At 69.3% G+C, this 19,104-nt stretch carries 17 protein-coding genes and 1 pseudogene; 12 read left to right on the top strand and 6 right to left on the bottom strand.

What is annotated here, in order from left to right; translation table 11 throughout:
- Window positions 1-114: 114 nt before the first annotated feature.
- The 7 genes from K3G64_RS20390 to K3G64_RS20360 all read left to right on the top strand — a co-directional run bounded on the left by K3G64_RS20390 (window position 115) and on the right by K3G64_RS20360 (window position 4,846).
- Window positions 115-447, top strand: a complete 333-nt coding sequence (locus K3G64_RS20390; RefSeq protein WP_370647233.1) for a PaaI family thioesterase — start codon at window positions 115-117, stop codon at window positions 445-447.
- A gap of 72 nt (window positions 448-519) precedes the next feature.
- Window positions 520-822: an urease subunit gamma gene (locus K3G64_RS20385; protein WP_238886897.1), complete on the top strand. Its 303-nt coding sequence runs from the start codon at window positions 520-522 to the stop codon at window positions 820-822.
- An 8-nt stretch (window positions 823-830) separates the two neighbouring features.
- Window positions 831-1,145: an urease subunit beta gene (locus tag K3G64_RS20380; protein ID WP_238950865.1), complete on the top strand. Its 315-nt coding sequence runs from the start codon at window positions 831-833 to the stop codon at window positions 1,143-1,145.
- Window positions 1,142-2,875: an urease subunit alpha gene (locus K3G64_RS20375; RefSeq protein WP_238886896.1), complete on the top strand. Its 1,734-nt coding sequence runs from the start codon at window positions 1,142-1,144 to the stop codon at window positions 2,873-2,875. Before K3G64_RS20380 ends, K3G64_RS20375 begins: the two co-directional genes overlap by 4 nt.
- The gene (locus K3G64_RS20370) at window positions 2,872-3,507 is read left to right on the top strand and encodes an urease accessory protein UreF (protein ID WP_238950863.1); all 636 of its coding nucleotides are present in this window, start codon (window positions 2,872-2,874) and stop codon (window positions 3,505-3,507) included. The genes K3G64_RS20375 and K3G64_RS20370 overlap by 4 nt, the downstream gene beginning before the upstream one ends.
- A gap of 28 nt (window positions 3,508-3,535) precedes the next feature.
- Window positions 3,536-4,216, top strand: coding sequence for an urease accessory protein UreG (gene ureG / locus K3G64_RS20365; RefSeq protein ID WP_238886895.1), 681 nt, complete (start codon window positions 3,536-3,538; stop codon window positions 4,214-4,216).
- A 3-nt stretch (window positions 4,217-4,219) separates the two neighbouring features.
- The gene (locus K3G64_RS20360; protein ID WP_238886894.1) at window positions 4,220-4,846 is read left to right on the top strand and encodes an urease accessory protein UreD; all 627 of its coding nucleotides are present in this window, start codon (window positions 4,220-4,222) and stop codon (window positions 4,844-4,846) included.
- On the opposite strand, the gene K3G64_RS20355 is transcribed toward K3G64_RS20360, so the two are convergent.
- The 3 genes from K3G64_RS20355 to K3G64_RS20345 form a co-directional block, all read right to left on the bottom strand.
- Window positions 4,843-6,216 (bottom strand): NAD(P)/FAD-dependent oxidoreductase, encoded by a 1,374-nt coding sequence (locus tag K3G64_RS20355; protein WP_238886893.1) that lies wholly within the window; start codon window positions 6,214-6,216, stop codon window positions 4,843-4,845. The genes K3G64_RS20360 and K3G64_RS20355 overlap by 4 nt on opposite strands.
- Window positions 6,217-6,328: 112 nt before the next feature.
- Entirely contained in the window at window positions 6,329-7,258 is a 930-nt protein-coding gene (locus K3G64_RS20350; RefSeq protein ID WP_238886891.1) for an LLM class F420-dependent oxidoreductase, read from the bottom strand.
- A gap of 67 nt (window positions 7,259-7,325) precedes the next feature.
- Window positions 7,326-7,997 (bottom strand): SDR family oxidoreductase, encoded by a 672-nt coding sequence (locus tag K3G64_RS20345; protein WP_238886888.1) that lies wholly within the window; start codon window positions 7,995-7,997, stop codon window positions 7,326-7,328.
- 153 nt (window positions 7,998-8,150) lie between these two features.
- On the opposite strand from K3G64_RS20345, the gene K3G64_RS20340 reads away from it, so the two are divergent.
- The 3 genes and pseudogenes from K3G64_RS20340 (at window position 8,151) to K3G64_RS20330 (ending at window position 11,276) form a co-directional block, all read left to right on the top strand.
- Window positions 8,151-8,957, top strand: coding sequence for an ABC transporter permease (locus K3G64_RS20340; protein WP_238886886.1), 807 nt, complete (start codon window positions 8,151-8,153; stop codon window positions 8,955-8,957).
- A 13-nt stretch (window positions 8,958-8,970) separates the two neighbouring features.
- On the top strand, window positions 8,971-10,008 hold the full coding sequence (locus tag K3G64_RS20335; RefSeq protein WP_238950861.1) for a sulfate/molybdate ABC transporter ATP-binding protein: 1,038 nt from the start codon (window positions 8,971-8,973) through the stop codon (window positions 10,006-10,008).
- A gap of 222 nt (window positions 10,009-10,230) precedes the next feature.
- Window positions 10,231-11,276 (top strand): annotated as a pseudogene (locus tag K3G64_RS20330) (alanine and proline-rich secreted protein Apa).
- 73 nt (window positions 11,277-11,349) lie between these two features.
- On the opposite strand, the gene K3G64_RS20325 reads toward K3G64_RS20330, so the two are convergent.
- A complete protein-coding gene (locus K3G64_RS20325; RefSeq protein ID WP_238886884.1) occupies window positions 11,350-11,598 on the bottom strand; it encodes a CDGP domain-containing protein in 249 nt (82 codons plus the stop codon).
- Window positions 11,599-11,837: 239 nt separating this feature from the next.
- Between K3G64_RS20325 and K3G64_RS20320 the strand changes: the two genes are divergently transcribed.
- A complete protein-coding gene (locus K3G64_RS20320) occupies window positions 11,838-12,848 on the top strand; it encodes a zinc-binding alcohol dehydrogenase family protein (RefSeq protein ID WP_238886883.1) in 1,011 nt (336 codons plus the stop codon).
- On the opposite strand, the gene K3G64_RS20315 is transcribed toward K3G64_RS20320, so the two are convergent.
- Both K3G64_RS20315 and K3G64_RS20310 read right to left on the bottom strand, forming a co-directional pair.
- Window positions 12,845-13,237, bottom strand: coding sequence for a hypothetical protein (locus K3G64_RS20315; RefSeq protein WP_238886882.1), 393 nt, complete (start codon window positions 13,235-13,237; stop codon window positions 12,845-12,847). The genes K3G64_RS20320 and K3G64_RS20315 overlap by 4 nt on opposite strands.
- Window positions 13,238-13,323: 86 nt before the next feature.
- Window positions 13,324-17,172, bottom strand: a complete 3,849-nt coding sequence (locus K3G64_RS20310) for a diguanylate cyclase domain-containing protein (protein WP_238886881.1) — start codon at window positions 17,170-17,172, stop codon at window positions 13,324-13,326.
- Window positions 17,173-17,443: 271 nt separating this feature from the next.
- Here K3G64_RS20310 and K3G64_RS20305 point away from each other — a divergent pair, with 271 nt between their 5' ends.
- Window positions 17,444-19,051 (top strand): hypothetical protein, encoded by a 1,608-nt coding sequence (locus K3G64_RS20305; RefSeq protein WP_238950860.1) that lies wholly within the window; start codon window positions 17,444-17,446, stop codon window positions 19,049-19,051.
- Window positions 19,052-19,104: the final 53 nt, after the last annotated feature.

Here is a 19,104-nt window from a genome sequence, read left to right as displayed (position 1 = left end):
GACCCCCGGCCCCGGACCGAAAAGCCACCGTGTAGACACGATCGCGTGACATCCGACGCATCGAGTTCGCTGGGCAAGGGGTTCGACACCGAACTGGGCCTGACGTATCTACAGATGGGACCCGACGGGGGCCGTGCGCAGTTGAAGATCGACGATCGGCTGCTGCAGCCCTTCGGAATCGTGCACGGTGGGGTGTACTGCTCGGTCATCGAAAGCCTGGCCAGCGTGTCCGCCCAGACCTGGCTGACCGAGCACGGCGGCGGTCACGTGGTAGGCGTCAACAACAACACCGATTTCCTGCGGGCCATCTCGTCGGGCACCGTCACCGCGGTCTCCACGCCGATTCACCGGGGGCGCCGCCAACAGCTGTGGTCGATCTCCATCACCGACGACGACGACCGTCTCGTCGCGCGGGGGCAGGTCCGACTGCAGAATATGCCCGAATAGCACTTCCCGGACGGCGGTGCGGCCGTGACTCCGCGCTGCTGATCGCCGCGCGCCGTGGCAATATCGCGCACTATGCGTTTGACGCCGCATGAACAGGACCGGCTGCTGATCTCGTATGCCGCCGACCTCGCCCGCAGGCGGCAGGCACGCGGGCTCAAGCTCAACCACCCCGAGGCTGTCGCCGTCATCACCGATCATCTCCTCGAGGGCGCGAGGGACGGCCGCGCGGTCGCCGAGTTGATGGTCAGCGGTCGCGAGGTGCTCGGCCGCGAGGACGTGATGGAGGGTGTGCCCGAGATGCTGCACGACGTTCAGGTCGAAGCGACCTTTCCCGACGGCACCAAGCTCGTCACCGTCCACCACCCGATCCCGTGAGCGCGCAGATGATCCCGGGCGAGATCGTGTTCGGCGACGGTGACATCGAGCTCAACGCGGGCGCGGACCGGCTGACGATGGAGGTCGTCAACACCGGCGACCGTCCGGTCCAGGTCGGCAGCCACGTGCACCTGCCGCAGGCCAACGCCGCGCTGTCGTTCGACCGCGATGCCGCACACGGCCACCGACTCGACGTTCCCGCGGGCACGGCAGTGCGCTTTGAACCCGGTGTCGCACAGATGGTTTCGTTGGTCGCACTGCGCGGAGCCCGCGAGGTGCACGGGCTGAGCCCGAACCCGCCCGGACGGTTGGACCCGTCATGACGGCGTTGTCGCGGGCGCGGTACACCGCGCTGTACGGACCCACGACCGGTGACCGGATCCGGTTGGCCGACACCGACCTGTTCGTCGAGATCACCGAGGACCGCAGTGGTGGTCCGGGACTCGCGGGCGACGAAGCGGTTTTCGGCGGGGGCAAGGTCCTGCGCGAGTCGATGGGACAGTCCCGCGCGACCCGCGCCGACGGCGCTCCCGACACCGTCATCACCGGCGCGGTCATCCTCGATCACTGGGGGATCATCAAGGCGGACATCGGGGTCCGCGATGGCCGGATCGTCGCGATCGGTAAGGCGGGCAACCCCGACATCATGTCCGGTGTGCACCCCGGTCTGGTGGTCGGCCCGTCGACGGAGGTGATCGCGGGCAACGGCCACATCGTGACCGCAGGCGCCATCGACTGCCACGTCCATCTGATCTGCCCGCAGATCATGGAGGAGGCGCTGGGCAGCGGTATCACGACGATCGTCGCTGGCGGCACCGGACCGGCCGAGGGCAGTAAGGCCACCACGGTGACGCCTGGCGCCTGGCATCTGGCCCGGATGCTCGAGTCGCTGGACTCCTGGCCGCTCAACGTCGCACTGCTCGGCAAGGGCAACACGGTCAGCGCCGAGGCCATGTGGGAACAATTGCGAGGCGGGGCAGCCGCTTTCAAGTTGCACGAGGACTGGGGCACCACCCCTGCCGCCATCGACGCCTGCCTGACCGTCGCCGAGGCCGCGGGAGTCCAGGTCAACATCCACACCGACACGCTCAACGAGATGGGCTTCGTGGAGAACACGTTGGCTGCGATCAAGGGCCGGTCGATTCACGCCTACCACACCGAGGGCGCCGGTGGCGGCCACGCACCCGACATCATCACCGTGGCGGGTGAACCCCACGTGCTTCCGAGTTCGACCAACCCGACCCGCCCGCACACGGTCAACACCCTCGACGAGCACCTCGACATGCTGATGGTGTGTCACCACCTCAACCCCAGCGTCCCGGAGGATCTCGCGTTCGCGGAGAGCCGGATTCGGCCATCGACCATCGCCGCCGAGGACCTGCTGCACGACATCGGTGCGATCTCGATGATCGGTAGCGACGCGCAGGCGATGGGCCGCATCGGTGAGGTGGTGTTGCGCACCTGGCAGACCGCGCACGTGATGAAGCGCAGACGCGGGTCACTGCCCGGCGACACATCCGGAAATCAAGGGGCGGACAACAACCGGGCCCGCCGCTACGTCGCCAAGTACACCATCTGCCCGGCCGTCGCCCACGGCCTCGACGGCGAGATCGGTTCGGTCGAGGTCGGCAAAGTCGCCGACCTGGTGCTGTGGGATCCGGCGTTCTTCGGCGTGCGCCCGCACGCGGTGCTCAAGGGCGGCATGATCGCCTGGGCGGCGATGGGTGACGCCAACGCCTCGATTCCCACCCCGCAGCCGGTGCTGCCGCGCCCGATGTTCGGTGCGGCGCCGGCCGCCGCTGCGGCCACGTCGGTGCACTTCGTATCGCCGCAGGCTATCGAGGACGGCCTCGCCGACCGGATCGACGTCAAGCGCCGACTCGTCCCGGTGCGAGACGTTCGGCAGGTCGGCAAGGCCCAGATGCCGCTCAACGACGCGCTGCCCCGCATCGAGGTGGATCCCGACACCTTCACCGTGCGTATCGACGGTGAGGTGTGGCAGGAGCGGCCCGCAGCCGAACTGCCCATGGCACAACGGTATTTCCTGTTCTGATGACACTGACCAACCTGCTCGCGCTCGCCGACTCGCGCTTGCCGACCGGCGGCCACGTGCATTCCGGTGGAGCGGAGGAGGCGGTCGCCAGCGGGCTGGTGGTGGATCTGGCCACGCTACGGGCCTATCTGCGCCGGCGGATCCGCGCCCACGGCCTGGTGACCGCATCGCTGGCCGCCGCCGTCCACGCCGGAACCATGTCGGTGGGCGAAGCCGACCGCGAAACGGATGCCCGCACACCGTCTCCGGCGGCCAGGCGGGCTTCGCGCGCACAGGGCCGCGGGCTGATCCGGCTGGCCCGCCGGGTCTGGGCCGGTGAGGACTGGGCACCGCTCGGCGCGACCCCGCATCTCGCCGTCGCAGCCGGTGCGGTGGGGAGGGCGGCGAAGTTGACCGTCGAGCAGACCGCCCTGTCGGTCGTCTACACCACCATGACCGGATCGGCGACGGCCGCCCAGCGCCTGCTGGCCCTCGATCCCGGTGACGTCGCCGCGCTGACCTTCGAGTTGGCGTCGGAGTGCGACCAGGTCGCGGCGGCCGCGGTCAAGGAACCGGCCGAGCTGTCCGATCCACTGCTTGACGTGCTGGCCCAGCGGCACAGCGAACGGGAACGACCCCTCTTCGTCTCTTGAGATCCGCCGTCGGCGCGAAAGGAGCACCATGCCACCGCATTTCCTGGACGGGCAGCCACACGACCACGTCGTGCGGCCGAAACGCCAACGAACACCGGGGGAGCCGCTGCGCGTCGGTGTCGGCGGGCCGGTGGGATCGGGTAAGACGGCGCTGGTCGCGGCATTGTGCAGGCAGTTGCGCGAGCAGCTGTCGCTGGCGGTGCTGACCAACGACATCTACACCACCGAGGACGCCGACTTCCTGCGCCGCCACGCGGTGCTGCCCGACGAGCGGATCGCGGCCGTGCAGACGGGAGGCTGCCCCCACACCGCGATCCGTGACGACATCACCGCCAACCTCGACGCCATCGACGACCTCGTGGCTCGCAACGACGGGTTGGAGCTGATCCTGGTCGAGTCCGGCGGCGACAATCTCACCGCCACGTTCTCGTCCGGGCTGATCGATGTGCAGATCTTCGTCGTCGACGTGGCCGGCGGGGACAAGGTGCCGCGCAAAGGCGGACCCGGCGTCACATTCTCGGACCTGCTGGTGGTCAACAAAACCGACCTCGCGCCGATGGTCGGCGCCGACCTCGACGTGATGCGCCGCGATGCGGCGGCCGTCCGCGGGGACCGCCCGACGCTGCTGATCTCGCTGACCGAGGACCCCGCCGCGACCCCGGTGCTGGCGTGGGTGCGCGAGCAACTGCGGGTTCCGGCCGAGCACTAGCCGATGCGTTCCGACGTGGTCATCGTCGCCCCCAACGGGCGCCGGCCCCGAATCGAGTGCACCGGCGGGCTGGCCGCCCGGCTCACCGCCGCCGACACCGTGCATCTGGTGTCGGCGGCGGCCACGCCGCTGGGTGGTGACGTGATCACCGTGCGGGTCGTCGTGGAGTCCGGCGCCCGGCTGGCCATCCGCAGCGCGGCCGCGACCGTGGCGCTGCCCGGCGCTGCGACGCCCGAGTCGCAGGCGATCTGGGCGCTCGAGGTCGCCGGCGACCTCGACCTCGACCCGCAACCCACCGTTGTCGCAGGCGCTTCGCGACACGTCACCACGACTCGGCTGACGCTGACCGGCACCGCCCGTGTGCGCGTGCGCGAGCGAGTGCAGATCGGCAGGTCCGGTGAGCGACAGGGATTCTGGTCGGGCGCACTGCACGCCGACGTGGACGGTATGCCGCTGCTACGGCACCGCATGGAGCTGGGGGACGGCTCGGTCGCCGACGACGCGCTGGGCACGCCGCGGGCGTGCGTCAGTGAACTCCGTTACCCGCAACCCGATTTCCCGGCTGCAGGCGCGGTACTCGCCCTGGCCTCCGGCGGTGCGCTGGCGACCTGGCAGGGGGAGCGCCTCTAACTGGCAGCCTTCTCGGTCTCCTGGATCGAGGCCGCGATCTCTTCGAGTTCCTCGATCCGCGTGCGCGCGTAGGCCTGCTGCTCGGTGATGGTGAGGTTGCCGCGCTGGGTCGACAGGAACGTCACCGTCCACGACAGCAGCGTGGTGAGCTTGCGCCGGAACCCGACCAGGTACACCAGGTGCAGCACCAACCACGCCAGCCACGCGATGAAACCGCCGAACTCCAGCGGGCCGATCTTGGCGACGGCGGAGAACCGCGACACCGTGGCCATCGAACCCTTGTCGAAGTACTGGAACGGCTCACGCTGGGAGGGGTCGGCGCCCTTACGCTCGGCCTTGATCGCGTCCGCGGCGTACCGACCGCCCTGGATCGCGCCCTGCGCCTGCCCCGGCACCCCTTCGACGTGCGCCATATCGCCGACCACGAACACGTTCGGGTGGCCGGGGATGGTCAGGTCGGGCTGCACCATGACGCGTCCGGCCCGGTCGACCTCGACGTCGGACTGCTCGGCGAGGTCGCGCCCCAACGGGCTGGCCGACACACCGGCCGACCACACCTTGGTCGCGGATTCGATGCGCCGGATGGTGCCGTCGGAGTCCTTGACCGTGATGCCGTTGCGGTCGACGTCGGTCACCATCGCGCCGAGCTGGATGTCGACGCCCATCTTCTCCAGCCGCGCCTGGGCCTTCTTGCCCAGCTTCTCGCCCATCGGCGGCAGCACGGCGGGGGCGGCGTCGAGCAGGATCACCCGAGCCGTCGTCGAATCGATGTGGCGGAACGCGCCTTTGAGGGTGTGATCGGCCAATTCGGCGATCTGCCCGGCCATTTCGACTCCGGTCGGGCCGGCGCCGACCACCGTGAAGGTGAGCAGCTTCTCACGGCGGGCGGGATCGCTGGACCGCTCGGCCTGCTCGAACGCCGACAGGATGCGCGCCCGCAGTTCCAGGGCGTCGTCGATGGACTTCATGCCGGGCGCCCACTCGGCGAAGTGGTCGTTGCCGAAGTATGACTGGCCCGCCCCCGCCGCGACGATCAGCGTGTCGAACGGCGTTACGTAGTTGTGGCCCAGTAGATCGGACTTGACGGTCTGGTTCGCGAGGTCGATGTGGGTGACGTCGCCGAGCAGCACCTGACAGTTGTTCTGCTTGCGCAGAATCATCCGAGTCGGCGGTGCGATCTCGCCCGACGGGATGATGCCGGTGGCCACCTGGTACAGCAGCGGCTGGAACAGGTGGTGGGTGGTCTTCGCGATCAGCTTGACGTCGACATCGGCCCGCTTGAGCCGCTTGGCAGCGGTCAGCCCACCGAATCCCGACCCGATGATGACGACTTTGTGCCGATCAGTTGCAGTGGCTCCGGGATGGCTCATTCTGGGCTCCTCGACGGTGCTTCACGTGCAGATCTGTACCCCTTACGGTAGTCGCCCCAATCACCGATCCGGCAAGTGGCCTGCTGTGGCATATCCCACCTCGGGCGGGGGATTAGCCGCTGAGCAGCGGCTTGAGCAGCTCAGCGACGGCGGTGGCCCGGCCGGGGTGGTACCCGTCGAGGCTCGTCACCGGGCTCAGGATCACACCGTCGACACCCGCGTCGAGCACCTTGGTCTTGACCTGGTCGGCCACCTGCTCGGCACTGCCGTAGACCGCCTGCTGCTTGAAGTCGTCGGGGATCACGTCGCCGGTGACGTTCTCATCGATGATCGCGATCACCAGCATGCTGGTCTCCAGCGTGGCCGGATCACGGCCGATCTCCTCGCAGCGCTCCTTGACGACCTGGAGCTTGCGCGGCAGCTCGTCGAACCCGGCGATGATGTTGAGGTGGTCGAAGTGGCGGGCGGCCAGCGGGATGGTCTTCTTCTCGCCGCTGCCGCCGATCATCAGCGGGACGTGATCGCGGAACCGCGGCTCGGCCATCGCCTCTTTGGTCCGGTAGTACTTGCCCTCGACGGTGGGACGTTCGCCGCGCAGCATCGGCAGGATGATCTCCAGCGCCTCGCCCAGCTTGTTGAAGCGGTCGGTGAACGTACCGAATTCGTATCCCAGCGAGTCGTGCTCGAGTTCGTACCAACCTGTGCCGATGCCCAGGACGGCCCGCCCCTGGCTGACCACGTCCAGCGTCGTGACGGCCTTGGCCAGCAGCGTGGGGTTGCGGTAGGTGTTGCCCGTCACGAGCGTGCCCAACTGCACATCGGAGGTGGCGGTGGCCAACGCGCCGAGCGCCGTGTAGGCCTCGAGCATCGGCTGGTCCGGGGTGCCGAGCCCGGGCAGTTGGTAGAAGTGGTCCATCACGAACACCGAGTCGAAGCCAGCGGCCTCGGCCTCCTGCGCCTGGGCGATGACGGTGGGGAACATCTCGGCGACGCCGGTGCCGTAGGAGAAGTTGGGGATCTGCAAACCGAGTCTGATGGTCACGCCAATACGTAACCACAACAAGCGGAGTGAGCACCCCGGCTTCCGCTGCGGGCGAACGCGGGAATATTCAGCCGAAGTCGGCGAGCGCGCCGCGGCTCACATGCAACGTCTGGCCCGTGATGTGGCGGGCGGCCGGCGTCGTGAGAAACAGTGTGAGGCGGGCGATTTCGGCGGCCACCGGCGGAGGGGTGCGCGACAGGCCCGCGTACCCGGGCTCGGCGCTGCGTCCCGAGGCGACCGCGTTCACGGTGATGCCCCTGGTCCCGAAGTGGGTGGCCTGGCCGGCCGTCCAGTCGGACACGGCCGCCTTGATCGCCGCTTCCGCGCTGCCCTCGGCCGGATTCTCCGGCACGACGGTGACTATGGACCCACCCGAGCGCAGGTGGTCACCGAGGATCTGCACCGTCAGCACCGCCGAGACCATGGTCGCGTCGAGCGCAGAACGCCAGGCCGCAGCCAGGTCGGCCAGGCTGTAGGTGCGGGGGTCCCCGCCGTCTGAACGCGGTGCGGGAACGTTGACGATGGTGTCGAGGTGGTGGGGGAACTGCGGACGGGCCGCCTCCAGGCTGGCCGGGTCGTTGGTGTCTACGACGATGGCGTCGACGTCGAGTTCCTTGGCGGCGACCTCGAGGTCGGCACGGCGGGCGCCGGCGATCACGACGCGGTGACCGGCATCTCCGAAGCCCTCGGCGATCGTGCGACCCAGATCGGTGTCACCTCCGGTGACGAGCACCTCCATCGCGGACCTCCCTGTTGTGCTCGGCGCTGAACCCAGCGATCGAGCGCAATGTTACTGGACAGTAGCTAGCGCGAGAAACCGACTCGCGGGCGCCCGGTCCCTCGACGACCGCGTGCCATAGATTTGGCCCGTGGAGCGGGAAGCGGCGCGGCCATGAGCACGTCCCCGAGCACATCGCCGGGACTGCCGCGCTGGCTGTTCCTACCCGCCGCGATCGGCGCGCTGTTCGTGGTGGTGCCACTCATCGCGATCGCACTGAAGGTGAACTGGCCGGATTTCTTCCGGCTGGTGACCAGCGAGTCGTCGGTCAGCGCGCTGTTGCTGAGCCTGCGCACCGCCGCGGCCAGCACGGTGGTGTGCCTGCTGCTGGGCGTGCCGATGGCGCTGGTGCTGGCCCGCAGCGACCATCCGGTGGTGCGGGCGGCGCGACCGCTGGTCCTGCTGCCACTCGTGCTTCCCCCGGTCGTCGGCGGCATCGCGTTGCTGTACGCGTTCGGCCGGCTGGGCCTGATCGGGGAGTATCTCGACGCCGCCGGGATTCAAATCGCGTTCACGACGACAGCGGTGGTGCTGGCGCAGACGTTCGTGTCGCTACCGTTCCTGGTCATCGCGCTCGAAGGAGCGGCACGCTCGGCGGGAGCCGACTACGAACTGGTCGCGGCCACGCTGGGCGCCCGCCCGACGCGGGTGTGGTGGCGAGTGACCCTGCCTCTGCTGGCCCCCGGCCTGGTCTCCGGGACCGTCCTGGCGTTCGCGCGTGCACTCGGCGAGTTCGGCGCCACCCTGACCTTCGCCGGCTCCCGCCAGGGCGTCACTCGCACCCTGCCGCTGGAGATCTACCTGCAGCGGGAGACCGACGCCGATGCGGCGGTGGCGTTGTCACTGCTGCTGGTCGCGGTGGCCGCGGTGGTGGTCGTCGGACTGGGCAGCCGACGCCTCAGGGGCGCCCGTGCCTGGTGAGGACGGACTGGAGATGCGGGCCGTGGTCGAGGACCGCGGCGTCGACATCGAGTTGGCGGTCGCGGCCGGCGAGGTGCTGGCCGTGCTCGGCCCCAACGGCGCGGGCAAGACGACCGCTCTGCACGTCATCGCCGGTCTGGTGCGTCCCGACGACGGCGTCGTCCGCGTCGGCCGGCGCGTGCTCACCGACACCCGGGCCGGCGTCCACGTCGCGACCCACGACCGCCGCATCGCGCTGCTGTTGCAGGATCCGCTGCTGTTTCCGCACCTCAGCGTGCTCGGCAACGTGGCGTTTGCGCCACGCAGCACTCGGCCCGGTCACTGGCTGGCCGAGGTGGGCGCCGAGGAGCTGTCCGATCGCAGGCCGCACCGGTTGTCCGGGGGACAGGCCCAGCGGGTGGCCCTGGCGCGCGCCCTTGCCGCCGAACCGGACGTGCTGCTGCTCGACGAACCGCTGGCCGGGCTGGACGTGGGGGCGGCGGCTGCGGTGCGCAAAGTGCTGCGCAGGGTCCTCGCCCGCGACGGGCGCACCGCGGTGCTGATCACGCACGACCTGCTCGACGTGGTGACCCTGGCGGATCGCGTCGCGGTGCTCGAGAACGGGAAGGTAGCCGAAACGGGTTTCACGGCGACGGTCTTGGCGACACCGCGCAGCACGTTCGCCGCTCGACTCGCGGGCGTGAACCTGGTCCGCGGGCACGCGACCGCGTCGGGTGCCCTGATGACGCCGTGGGGCACGGTGTGGTCCGGCAGCCCGGATTCCGACGTGCCAGCCGGTCAGCCGGCGGTCGCGCTGTTCCACCCGGCGGCCGTCGCGGTCTACCGCGAGCGTCCGCACGGCAGCCCCCGCAACACCGTCGAGGTCACGGTCGCCGAACTCGACGGCCGTGGGCCCACCGTGCGGGTGCGCGCCCAGGACCAGCCCGACGGGGCGCCGGGGCTCGCCGCCGACATCACCGCCGACGCCGCGGTCGAGTTGCGCCTGGCCCCGGGCGACCGGGTGCTCTTCGCCGTCAAGGCCCAGGAAGTATCGGTGTGCGCAGGCCCGTAACGGCGCGGCGCTCCGGCGCGAAGAAGAGGTCACAAGAGCCGACGTCCGCCGGCGATGACAACGGTCCACAGGCCCCGCGCCACGCGCGGGGACCTCTTCGTGTCAGCAACTCGCCATTATGGGCCGTGCGTTGTGATTTAGACTTCACAGCAATTTCTCATTTGAGAACTTTTTGAGCAACTCGCACTTGCGTCACGGCGGTAACACGGTAGTTTCTTCCCCATGGATCAGCCGGACGCGATTTCTCAACCCCGCAAGGGCCTCTCGAAGACGCTGGCGATCGCGGCGCTGACCGGTGCGACCGCGGTGGCACTCGCACTGCCGTCAGTGGCGCACGCACAGCCCGAGCCGACACCGCCGCCGCCCCCACCGCCGACCGGCAACACCTTCATGCAGGGGCCGCCGCCCCGCCCGGCGCACCCGCGCCGGCTCCCGGCGCGCCGCTTCCGCCACCGCCGCCGCCCGGTGCACCCGCGCCTCCGCCGGACCCCAACGCACCCCCACCACCGCCGGACCCCAACGCGCCGCCCCCACCCGCTGGGGATGCCGGACGGGTCAACTCTCCTGCGGGGGGGCTCAGCTACGTCGTGCCCCCGGGCTGGAAGGTCTCGGACTCCACGCAGCTGTCCTACGGGCAGGCGCTGCTGACGAAGATCGCCCCCGAGGGCGCCGAGCCGCCGAACGACACCAGCGTGCTGCTGGGCCGGCTGGACCTCAAGCTGTTCGCAGGCGCCGAATCCGACAACGCCAAGGCCGCCCAGCGGCTGGCTTCGGACATGGGCGAGTTCTTCATGCCGTTCCCGGGGACCCGGGTCAACCAGGAGACGTTCGAACTGAACGCCGACGGCATGCCGGGCGCTGCGTCGTACTACGAGGTGAAGTTCACCGACACCAACAAGCCGAACGGCCAGATCTTCGCCGGAGTGGTCGGCAACCCGGTGGAACCGGGCACACCGCGCGGCCAGCGCACCCCCGACCGCTGGTTCGTCGTGTGGCTCGGCACGGCCAACAACCCGGTGCCGAAGGACGAGGCGGTCGCTCTGGCCAACTCGATCCGGCCGTACTCCGCGCCCGCGGCGACTCCGCCCGCGGACCCGAACGCGCCGCCGCCACCGCCCGCGGACCCGAACGCGCCGCCGCCACCGCCCGCGGACCCGAACGCTCCGCCGCCACCGCCCGCGGACCCGAACGCTCCGCCGCGTCCGGGTGTCGGAGTGGCCGTTCCGGTCGCGCCGGAGAACGCCCCGGGCATGCTGCCTCCGGGCTGACGGGACCCAAACGAAATCACTCCGCGGCTTTCGCCGCGGAGTGATTCGTCTGCAATGTCGCCCTATGCGCCCGTCATGGGCCGATGTGCGGCGGGTTGGCGTTCGCGACGTTGGCGACGAAGCAGGGCACGCTGCCCCCGAAGCCGAGGACGCCGACGCTCTGGCAGCGTTCGAAGTTGCCGTCCGGGCCGATCGGTCCGTCGCAGATCTCGCCACCGCCCCACGGCGTCCAACCGGACTGACAACCCGCGTTGGCCGGGGCGGCCAGCGCGATTCCGCTCGCCGCAAGGGCGCCGACGGCCAGTGCCACAAGTGCTTTCATTTCCTACCTCTCTTGATCGCAATACCGGGGCCTGATGAACCGGTACTGGGCTTTTCGGCGGCCGCCCGACCTCGCCCGTCGTGATATCCAGGTTATGCCGTGGTTGCGACATGGGAATCGGGTTTTTCCCTATTCTGCCCGGCGGCGTCGGCGTTCGCGGGCTGGTCCATCGAGTCTTGCGCCCGACAGTGAGCACGCCGGGGTTGGTCTCGCGCACGCGGCGGCGCGACGATGGAGTGATGACCACCATGTGCGCGTGGCGCGTCCTGCGCCCGGCTCCGATCAGCACCCGGCCTCTGGTGCGTGCGAACGTCGAGATACCGAGCCCCGGACCGGGTGAGCTACTCGTCGCAGTGCGCGCATGTGGCGTGTGCCGCACCGATCTTCATGTGGCCGAGGGGGACCTGCCGGTCCACCGGCCGGGGGTCGTCCCGGGTCACGAAGTCGTGGGGGAGGTGGTCGAGGTCGGCCCGCGAACCCACGGTGACTTCGCCGTCGGCGACCGCGTCGGCATCGCCTGGCTGCGTCACACCTGCGGACAGTGCAAGTTCTGTGTCCGCGGCGACGAGAACCTGTGCCCGCAGTCCCGCTACACGGGATGGGATGCCGACGGCGGGTACGCGGAGTTCGCGGTCGTGCCGAGCGCCTATGCACTCGCGTTGCCGCAGGGCTATGCCGACACCGAGTTGGCCCCGCTGCTGTGCGCCGGAATCATCGGTTATCGCGCGCTGCTGCGTGCGGACCTGCCCGCCGGTGGGCGGTTGGGTATCTACGGGTTCGGCGGCAGCGCACACCTGACGGCACAGGTGGCCCTCGCACGGGGAGCCGAGGTGCATGTGATGACCCGTGGCGAGCACGCGCGCGCCCTCGCTTCGTCGCTGGGGGCCGCCTCGGTGCAGGGCGCCGCCGATCGTCCGCCGGTGCCGCTGGACGCCGCAATCCTGTTCGCTCCTGTCGGCGACCTGGTGCTGCCCGCTCTGGAGGCACTCGACCGAGGCGGCACGTTGTCGATCGCCGGTATCCACCTCTCCGACATCCCGGTGCTCGACTACCAGCGCCACCTGTTCGGTGAACGCCAGCTCCGATCGGTCACCGCCAACACGCGGGCCGACGCGCATGCGTTCCTGGAGTTCGCGGGCAGGCACCGGATCGAGGTGACGACCCCCCAGTATCCACTCGACAGCGCCGACGAGGCACTGCTCGATCTCGCCTCCGGTCGGATCGCCGGAGCCGCCGTACTGTTGGCCTAACCGGCCGCCCTCACCAGCCTCTCGATCGCACGCAAGACGTTGCGGGCCTGGCCTCCGTCGGCCGGGTAGCCGATGAACACGTCGTTCGACTCGGTGTGCACGGAAACGGTGTAGAGCTTGTCGCCCCGGCTCGGCGGCGGTGCGGCGGGCCGGTGAACCGTTGCCCCGACGGGGATTTCGAGAGGCCTGCGTGAGCCGAGCTCGATGTCGAGAAATACCCTGGCGTTCTTCAGCGGAACGGCGGCGGGGGCGAGGAAGCTCCGCCGCTGCTCGGCGGTGCCCAGCGACCGGAAGGGCGGTTCGGCGATGTCGCGCTCGGCGTAAAGCACGCCTTTCTCGACGAACAGGCCCAGGCAGCCCGGTCGGAACGCTCGACGCCAGAACCCCATCATCCTCCTGCCGCTCGGCGCGGCTGCACCGGACGACAAGCATAGCGTTGGCAAATCGATTGGTGGACAGCCGCGGTGCGGGCCGATCAGTGGGCGAGTTCGGGGGAGCGGTCCATCAACCAGTCGTACAACTCGTCGGGGGGCAGCGGTGGGCTGTGCACGTGCCCCTGGGTGATGCTGCACCCGAAGCGGCGCAGCGCCTCGAGGGTGGCAGCGTCCTCGACACCTTCGGCGACGAGATCGGCTCCCAGGCTGTGGGCCAGCGCGACGGTCGATCGCACGATGGCGACCGAGCGGGGATCTCGGGAAAGGCGGGCGGCGAACACCTTGTCGAGCTTCAACTCGTCGACCGACAGGTCCTGCAGCCGCGCCAGCGAGGACCACCCGGTGCCGTAGTCGTCGAGCGAGATCCGGATGCCGAGGCGCCGCAGGGCCGCAACGGTGTTGCGCGACCGTCGCGAATCGGGGGCCAGTGTGCCCTCGGTGATTTCGACGATGAGGGCACTGGCGGGCAACCGGTATTCGGTGAGCAGCCCGTCGATCGTCTCGACAAGGCCGATATCGAGCAGGTTGGTCGCCGACAGGTTCACCGCGACGGTCAGATCGATGCCGCGGTCGCACCATGCCCGCGTCTGCGCCAATGCCACGTCGAGGACACGAGCAGCCACTGGGCGCATCAATCCTGCCCGTTCGGCCGCCGCGAGAAATTGATCGGGCAGCAGCAACCCACGCGTGGGATGCTGCCAGCGCACCAGAGCCTCCACGCTGTGCACCCAGCCCTCGTCGGTGATCTTGGGTTGATAGTGACAGATCAACTGGCCTGCTTCTGCGTAGAGGCCGGACTCGTCGGCGCCGAGCGCCTGCCGAAGGTCTTCGACCAGTTGGTCCTCGTTGCCCCGCCGCAGGTCCAGTTCCGCGTCGTAGAAAGCAATCCGGCCCTCGGTGGTTCTGGCCTGGGGCAGCGCCGCCTCGGCTCGGCTCAACAGCTCCTGGGGATGAGCACAGTGTTCCGGCCACATGGCGATCGCGATGCTCACATCGATCTGCACTGTCAAGTGGTCCAGTGCGAACGGCGGTCGCAGCGCGTCCATCAGCGCACCCGCCTGAGTTCGCGCCGTCAACAAGTTGACGTCTTGGGTGAGCAGGATGGCGAATTCGTCACCGCCCGAGCGGATGACGAGGTCGGCCGGCCGGACGGCGCGCGACAGGCGCGCCGCGACGCACCGCAACAGTTCGTTGCCGACGGCGTGGGCGAAGGCCTCGTTGATCTCGTCGAATTCATTGATGTCCAACAGCAGCAGGGCCACTCGGGCGGAAGACCCGTCGAGGGAGGACGAGACGGAGTCATCGGGCGGGTCGGCGGTCAGCGCGGTGGTCAGACCGCGTCTGTTGGTCAGGCCGGTGAGCTCGTCTGTCATCGCATCGGCACCGACGGACGACGTGCCGGACCCGCGGAAGGTGACCGCGAGCCTCGCCACGATGGCGGTGAGGGTCACCGCCGACAGGGTGACCGCCAGCCGTTCCCCCGGCGAGGTGAGCGCCACGCCGAGCGCGATGGCGGTGGACACGATCGGCGGCCACAGCTGTGCCTGGAGCACGCCTTCCTGGATGGTCGTCGGTGGGGACGGCCGCAGCCAGCAGGCGACCGCCACCAACAGGAACGAGATCGGCCACGTCGCGTCGAGCCATGTGCCGCGCACGTATTCACCGCTGGCTGATTCCAGCAGGAGAATGCTGTTGGCGATCACCCACAGGATCAGACCGCCGAGCAAGACGAACCATCGTGGCTCGGCGCGCCAACCGAGCATGGCGACCAGTCCGGACGCCATGGATAGCACCAGCACACCGGCAACCAGGTAGATCGTCGTGATCAACAGGCCTGCCAACGAAACAGCTTCTGCCGCATGGATGTACGGCGCCAGGACTGCCGCACTGACGGCGGCGGAAGTCATTGCCGCAATCACTGCGTCGAGTCGCACCAGACCCGACGCCGAGCGCAACCGCGACCGCACCAGCAGCACCAACCCGGCGTACAGTGCCGGGTACGACGCCAGGAACAGCGGGTCGGCCGGCGACGGCGACGGGTGGCCGGTGTCCCACAAGGTGGTCACGAGGTTGCCCCACCCGGTCAACGCCATACCCGCGGCCATGCACCACCACGCGGCCCGTTCGGCCCGCACGCGGTAGGCACGCGCCGCCACCAGCATCGAGGCCGACAGGTACAGCACCGCCTCCCACCACCGCTCGACAACGCTGAGGTCGCCGGCGCCACGGATCGACCGGACGACGGCGAAAGCGACCACCCCGGCCAGCAGCGCCGACAATCCGATCCGAACGTCTACCGGCGCCCACGTCGGCGTGCGCAGGCGTGGTTCGACGCTGCGTCTGGGCATGGGCCGGGTGACACCCTTCGGCCTGATGCTGACCCCCTGGGCCGCAGGACGGTCCGTGGCAGTCGGCAAGTCGAACGGGTCGGGGGAGTCGGGCACGAAGATGCGCAGGCATCCACCGCCATTGCGCTTGGCGGCGTACATGGCCAGGTCCGCGTTGCGGATCAGGTCGTCGACCGTCGCCGGCGGCGTCTGCGGTGTGGCGACGGTCAATCCGACGCTGGGTCGGATGGTCAGATTGACCCCGTCGATGGCGATCGGATCGGCGAAGCTGTCGAGTATCCGCTCACCGGTGACCCGCGCGTCCTCGGGATTCCCGGTGATCAGGACGGCGAACTCGTCTCCACCGAACCGGGCGATGGTGTCCGTGGTGCGCAGACACGACGACAACCGCTGCGCGACCCGGATCAACAACTCGTCACCCGCGGGGTGGCCGAGTTCGTCGTTGACGGTCTTGAAGTCGTCGAGATCCATGCACAGCACCGCGATGGAGTCGTGCTTGCGCCCCTGATGCGCGACCGCCTGTTCGACGCGGTCGAGGAACAGCGCGCGGTTGGCCAACCCCGTCAGCGGGTCGCGGAATGCCAGTCGGGTCACCTTGGCCAACAACCGCCGATTCTCGAGAAGCACAATGAACTGTCGGATCAGCACTCCGACGACGACCAGCACGCCAGCGGCGGCGAATGGAGCCGGCGTCAGCATCGGTATCGCGTGTGCGATGCCGATCCCGCAGGCCAGCACCAAGGGAATGTAGGGTCCCCAGACCCGCAACTGCGACGAGATCAGCCGGAGCGTGCCGTCGATCGGGCGCTCGCCGACGCTGCGCAGGGCGGCCAGGCCGATGAACCCGCAGCCCGCGATCCACCCGAGGTCGATCAGGCTGCCGCTGGTGTAGGTGCCCGTGGCGAGCATCACGCTGTACACGCTGTCGGCGATTGCGACCACGATGAGCCCCGCGATCAACAGGCCGAGGCTCTGCCGGTAGGCGGCCGCGGCACGGGCCCATGCGATCGTGATCACGACCACGTCGGCGACCGGATAGGCCAGGGAGACCGCCTGTGTCACAGCGCTTTCCGAACTCGACTCATATACCGGCTGCAGGACGGTGACCCAGGCGATCAGGAACACCGACGCGGCGACGATGATGCCGTCGAGCACCAGCCGGATCTGAGACTGGCCCTGGTCACTGGCTGACAGCAGCAGAACCGCGGCGACAGCACCCACGTAGAAGAGCAGGTAGGCGACGTCGGCCCAGGACGGGACGGGCGTCTGCTCGTAGCCGAGTACCAATTCGTATGCCACCCAGATGACTTCGCCGACGGCCCAGGCCAGCAGGCCAACCGCCATCGCCGTCCAGCCGCGTCGCACTCGGCCCACAGCTCTATGGGCGGCCCAGATCGAGCACCCCGCCGCGAACAGCACACCGACCACGGTCAGGACGTCGTCGGCCCGCCGGGTGACCTCGGGTCCGCCCCAAGTTTGCCAGAGCCAGGCTGCCAGCACCGCGAGTACGCCCGTGTACACGGCGGCAACGGCGACAAGCAAGCGGTGCGAGTGTTCCGGCGGCGCGGCGAACCCACCGGGTATCTCTAACCTCATCACCACCCCCGGCCGGTCGCCATCCGCGCCGCGCTCACTTCGCTGTCTTTCGACAATCTAGCGTGCTAACGGTGCTCAGGTAAACGCGCCATCAAGTACCCGATTTGCTCAGCCATACCCTGGTGAGGGCGGCACACCGCGAATCGGAGAGATTTCTGCGGTACCGTGCACAGCGATGTCGCGTCGGCCCACCCACCTGGCAGCGCTCACCGCGGTGATGTTGCTGGTGAGCGCCTGCGCCCCGGCGTCCACCGCGGTGGGCCCCGGCACTTTGCGCGTCGTCGGCAGCCCGCCGATCCCGGCCACGGTGCAGGAGTTCGTCAACCCCCTGCGCGGCCAGTACGAGAACCTGCTGACACCACTTTTCCCGCAGGGCAATCCGGCGCAGCGCGGCTTCCCGGCCTGGCCCGGGTCGCGCGACGCCAGCCTGCGCATCACCTGGGCCGAACTCCAGCCCGCGGACCCGCGCAGGATCCGGTCCGGCACCCCCGACGACCGGCGTTTCGACTTCCGTTCCATCGACCACGCTCTGGCCGAGGCCGACAAGCGGGGTATGCGACTGACGCTGCGGATCATGGCCTACAACTCCTGCTGCAACGCCACCTACCCCCGCAACACCAACATCGCCGTCCCGGAGTGGTTGCGTACCACGCCCGGGGCGACGCGGACGTTCCCACCGACGCGGGCGCAGAAGGTCGTTCAGGTGGTCCCGGAGTGGAACCACCCCGCCTATCTCGGGGCGGTCGAGCAACTGATCTCCGCGCTCGGCCGCCGCTACGACGGTGACGAGCGGCTCAGTGTCTTCGAGTTCTCCGGTTACGGCGACTTCAGCGAGAACCACGTCGCATTCCTGCGCGACGCCCTCAACGCGCCCGGGTCCGCGCCCGAGGACAGCGTGCGTGCGCTTGGCTACTACAGCCAATACCGGGACCAGAGCATCACCGCGGTGTCGATCAGGCGGCTCGTGGCGGCCCACGTGTCCGCCTTCCCGCGCACCCAACTGGTGGTGACCGCGCAGAATCCCGAGATCGTCCGGCAGATGCTGGCGCCGAAGGTGACCGCATCACTGGCCGCTCCGGTCGGCATCCGATCCGACTGCCTCGGGGTGTACGAACCGCTGCCGGCATGGGCCCACGAACCCGACTCGGACTACGTCAGGCGAAAAGATCGGCTGGTCGACGAGTTGGTGCACCGCCTGTCGACCGCTCCGGTGATCACCGAGTGGTGTCAGCTGCCCAAGGGCGCGAGCCTGCGCGGCTACTACCAGAAGGCCGTGCGCGACGTCGTGCGGTTCCATGTGTCGATGGCGTCGAGCAGCAACTTCCCCGACCGGGACAGCCGCCGCCCGATGGATCCGGACCTGTTCGCGCTGTGGTCACGCGCCAACCGCTTCGCCGGCTACCGCTACAGCGTCGAAGGCGTCACCGGGTCGGGGTCGTTCGCCGGCGGAGCGGCGACTTTGCAGGTGCGATGGAGCAATCTCGGTGCCGCCGTCGCCACCGAGAATTGGGTGCCCAGCTATCACGTGCTGGATCGCTCGGGACGTACCGTGCGTACGCTGACGGCTGCGGTCGACCTGAAGGATCTACTCACTCGGCCGGGGGAGGACCCCGGCGGCGCACCGGTCGCCGCGTCAACCGTGGACCGGATCCGGATGGACGCCGCCGGGCTGGAGCCGGGCCGCTACACGATCGCCGCCGTGGTGGCATGGGCACATCACAAGCCCCGAGCGTCGCACGTCGTCGACTATCCGCCCATGGCCTTGGCCCGCGCCGGGCGGGATGCGTCAGGGCGTTACCCGGTGGCCGTCCTCGACCTGTCCTGACGAGTCAGGACCGACGACACCGCCGGTCGGCGGCCCAACGGCGACCTGACTCG

Source organism: Mycobacterium sp. IDR2000157661, from assembly GCF_022317005.1.
Lineage (GTDB): Bacteria > Actinomycetota > Actinomycetes > Mycobacteriales > Mycobacteriaceae > Mycobacterium.
This window is presented reverse-complemented; position numbering and strand designations above follow the sequence as displayed.